Genomic DNA, 3,607 nt, shown 5'->3' with positions numbered 1-3,607 from the left:
GTCCCGACGATGCTCGCGCCGCCGACGCCCGCGCCGCGCCCGAGCGCGCCGGTGCCCGCGCAGGCGCCCGCGTCCGTCCCCGGGGTCCCGTTCGAGTTCGAGGCCGGGTCGCAGGGCGGATCGCAGCCCGCCGGGTCGCAGCTTGCGCCGCCCCCGTTCGAGGCTCCGGCAGGGCCGGTCGCTCCGGCCTCACCCGTGGCCCCGCACGTGCCCGCGGCGGCCCCCGGTGCCGGCGCGCCCGGGTACGGATATCCGCAGGGCCCCGCCGCCGCGCCGGCGCCCGGCGGCTACGGCTTCCCGCAGCCCCCGGCCGCGGGGCAGACGCCCGGCGCGGGCGGCTACGGATTCCCGCAGGAGGGCGCCGCGGCCGCGGGTTCGTACGGCTTCCCGCCCGCTGCGAGCGCGCCTGCGGGCGTGCCGGCACAGCGGGGCCTTCCGGGAACCCCTCCGCCTCCGCCGGGCGCGCCGGTCGCCGAGCCGTTCCCCGGTGCGAACGCAGCACCGGTGTCGGGCACGCCGATGGGCGTTCCGGGCATGCCGCCGCCTCCGCCCGGGATGCCGGGGATGCCGACGGGCCAGCCGTTCCCGGGCGCGCCGGTGGGCGGTCCTGGTGTGCCGCCGCCTCCGCCTGGTGTGCAGGGTGCGCCGATGGGCGGTGGTCCTGCCGTTCCTCCGCCGCCTCCTGGTGCGCCGCTGGGTGGTCCGGCCGTGCCGCCGCCCCCGCCCGGAGTAGTGGGCGGGCCGCAGGGCGAGGGCCTGGACTACGCGCCGACGATGTTCGCGTCCCCGGGGAGTCTTCCCGGTCGCCCGGGCGCACAGGCTGCGCCTGGCGCGCTGGGTGGTCCTGCCGTTCCTCCGCCTCCGCCAGGTGTGCCGCTGGGTGGTCCTGGTGTGCCGCCGCCTCCGCCTGGTGTGCCGGGTATGCCGGGCGCGCCGATGGGTGGTGGTCCGGGGATGCCTCCGCCTCCGCCGGGCGCGCCGATCGGCGGCCCGGACGTGCCGCCGCCCCCGCCCGGCATGATGGGCGGGCCGCAGGCCGAGGGTCTGGACTTCGCGCCGACGATGTTCGCCACTCCGGCGAGTGCTCCGGGTCGTCCGGGTGCGCCTGGCACGCCAGGGGCTCCGGCGGGTGGCCCCGCCGTTCCTCCGCCGCCCCCTGGTGCGCCGCTCGGTGGTCCGGCCGTTCCTCCGCCGCCCCCTGGTGTGCCGATGGGTGGTCCGGCCGTTCCTCCGCCGCCCCCGCCGGGTGTGCCGATGGGTGGTCCCGGCGTGCCGCCGCCCCCGCCCGGTGCTTCGCTCCCTGGTCCCGGCATGCCGCCGCCTCCGCCAGGGGCGTCGTTCGGCGGCCAGTCCGCGCCGGGGCAGCCCGGGGCCCCGGTCGGCGCGCCCGTGCCCGCGGCGGCCCCCGGGGTGCCGACGGTCGGGCCCGGCTACATGGCCGTCCTGCGGTACCGGGGACCGGACGGCTCCGAGCAGCAGGTGATCCAGCGCTCCGCGCTCGGACAGCCGCACCCGGAGTGGCAGATCCTGCAGGAGGTGCGCCGTCTGAACGTGCCGCCGGAGCAGGTGCTGGAGCTGCACACCGAGCTGGAGTGCTGCGACCTGCCCGCGGGTTACTGCGCGCGGATGGTCAAGGAGGCCTGGCCGAACGTGCGGATCACCCACACCGCTCCGTACGGGCGGGAGGCCGGTGCGCGTCGGCGCGGGGTCGACCACCTGCTGGAGCACCTGCGGGAGCTGCACACCCACGCCGCCGGTCCGGCGCCGATCGCGTCCTCCAGGGCGCCGCTGGCACCGACCGCGCAGCCGGCTCCGGTGCCGCCGCCGCAGGCGCTCGCCCAGGAGCTGCAGGCGGCATTCGGCGACCAGAACCTGTTCCGTTTCGACCAGCAGGCGGTCTCGCGGGCGGGTGTGCCGCCGGAGGTCCAGTCGACGCTGGTCTGGGCCGGCCTGCCGCGCGACTTCGGTCCGTTCTTCTGGGCCCAGGCCCAGCCGGGCCGGCCGATCCCGACGCTGGCGGAGCTGGCCGCGGAGCGCGGTCTGGCCGCGGGGCCGGACGCCGGCACGTACCTCGTCGTCGGCAACGACTACGGACGACAGCTCTGCGTCCAGTACGGCACGAACGCGATCGTCGCGGTCGACCTCGGGACGCCGGGCCAGCCGGCCGGTCCGGAGGGGGCGCAGCCGCGCTTCGTGAACTCCGGTCTGCCGCAGTTCGTCCGCTGCCTCGCGGTGCTCGGGAGGCTGTGGCGCTTCCGCTACGGCCTGACGCAGGAGCAGGCGGGCCGCTGGACGACCGACTTCCAGAACGAGGTCAACGCCGTCGACCCGGCCGCGCTGGCCTCGCCGGAGAACTGGTGGGCCGTGGTCCTGGAGCAGTTCTGGGACGGTCTGCTGTGACGCGCGGCGCCGCGTAGGACTGGAGCGGAGCAGGAGGGGACCGGCCGGGTGGCCGGTCCCCTCTGGTGTGTGTGCTGTGTCGGTACCGTCCCAAGAAGCACTAATCTGCTCAAAATAGGACGATCACCGAACATGTCCGGCAATCCGGAGGAGCGGCAGCAGACGATGAGCGATCCGACCACTCCCGGCACCGGCGACTTCCCCCTCACCCGCAAGGGCTACGACGTCGACCAGGTCGACCAGGCCCTCGCACTGCTCACCGCCTCCCGCGATGAGGCCTGGCAGCGGCTGTCCGCGCTCGGCGACGGGATGCGCGAGCTGGAGCGGCAACTGATGGACCTGCAGGCCACCCAGGCCGTGGCCGAGGCGACGGTCCCGAACTTCGAGGTGCTGAGCCCACGCGCGGCCGGACTGCTGGCCACGGCCGAGGAGGAGGCCGAGGCGGTCCGTGCGGACGCTCTCGCGGACTCGACGCGGATCGACGGCGAGGCTCGCGCCGAGGCCCGCCGCCTGCGCACCACCGCGGGCCAGTACGCCGACCAGGTGCGTGCGGCGGCGGAGGAGTCGAACCGCCGTGAACTCGACCGTGCCCGCAACCAGGCCGAGACGCTGCGCGGCGAGGGCGACCGCGACGCCCGCCTGGCCCGCGAGGCCTCCTCGGCGTACGCGGAGGAGGTCCACAGCCGGGCCGACCAGGCCTCCCGCGACGCCCACTCCTGGCTGGCCGGCCAGCAGCGGACGGTGGACCAGGAGTTCGCCGAGCACGACGCGAACGTCGTGGCCTGGGAGGAGCAGGTCATCGCGATCGGCGAGCGCAAGGTCTCCGAGAGCGAGCGGCACCTCAAGGCCATGCAGGCCAAGTCCGACGAGATCGACGCCGACGCGTCGACCCGGGCGGAACGCCTGGTCGAGGCGGCGCGGCGCGAGGCCGCGCGGATCGCCGAGCAGGCGGATCGCGAGCAGGTCACCTTCGCGCAGCGCCGGGAGCACATCCAGTCCCAGCTGGACCACATCCGCGAGACCCTGGCCGCCCTTACCGGCGCCGTGGTCGGCGCCCCGGAACCCGCGGAGGCGGAGACGGACGCGGAGGTCGAGACGGGGGCCCCGATCGAGGCAGAGACGGAGCCCGCCGACGAGGCGGAGACCTCGGAGCTCCCGGTTCTTCCCCAGCCTGTGGACAACAATCCCGACGGCCACTGACCCCGCC

At 76.3% G+C, this 3,607-nt stretch carries 1 protein-coding gene and 1 pseudogene; both read left to right on the top strand.

The genetic code is table 11. The annotated features are described in order from the left end of the window. Positions 1–822: 822 nt before the first annotated feature. Positions 823–2,400, top strand: a pseudogene (locus TR49_RS46275) (SUKH-4 family immunity protein); the annotation flags it as partial. 132 nt (positions 2,401–2,532) lie between these two features. Further along, entirely contained in the window at positions 2,533–3,600 is a 1,068-nt protein-coding gene (locus tag TR49_RS39580) for a hypothetical protein (protein WP_052433930.1), read from the top strand. Positions 3,601–3,607 lie beyond the last annotated feature (7 nt).

Origin of the sequence: Streptacidiphilus melanogenes (assembly GCF_000787835.1) — a bacterium.
GTDB classification, from domain to species: Bacteria; Actinomycetota; Actinomycetes; order Streptomycetales; family Streptomycetaceae; genus Streptacidiphilus; species Streptacidiphilus melanogenes.
This window is presented reverse-complemented; position numbering and strand designations above follow the sequence as displayed.

Bases quoted from the DNA above. Each gene is read 5' to 3' on its own strand.
- TR49_RS39580 (WP_052433930.1), top strand. From the start codon at position 2,533: ATGTCCGGCAATCCGGAGGAGCGGCAGCAGACGATGAGCGATCCGACC.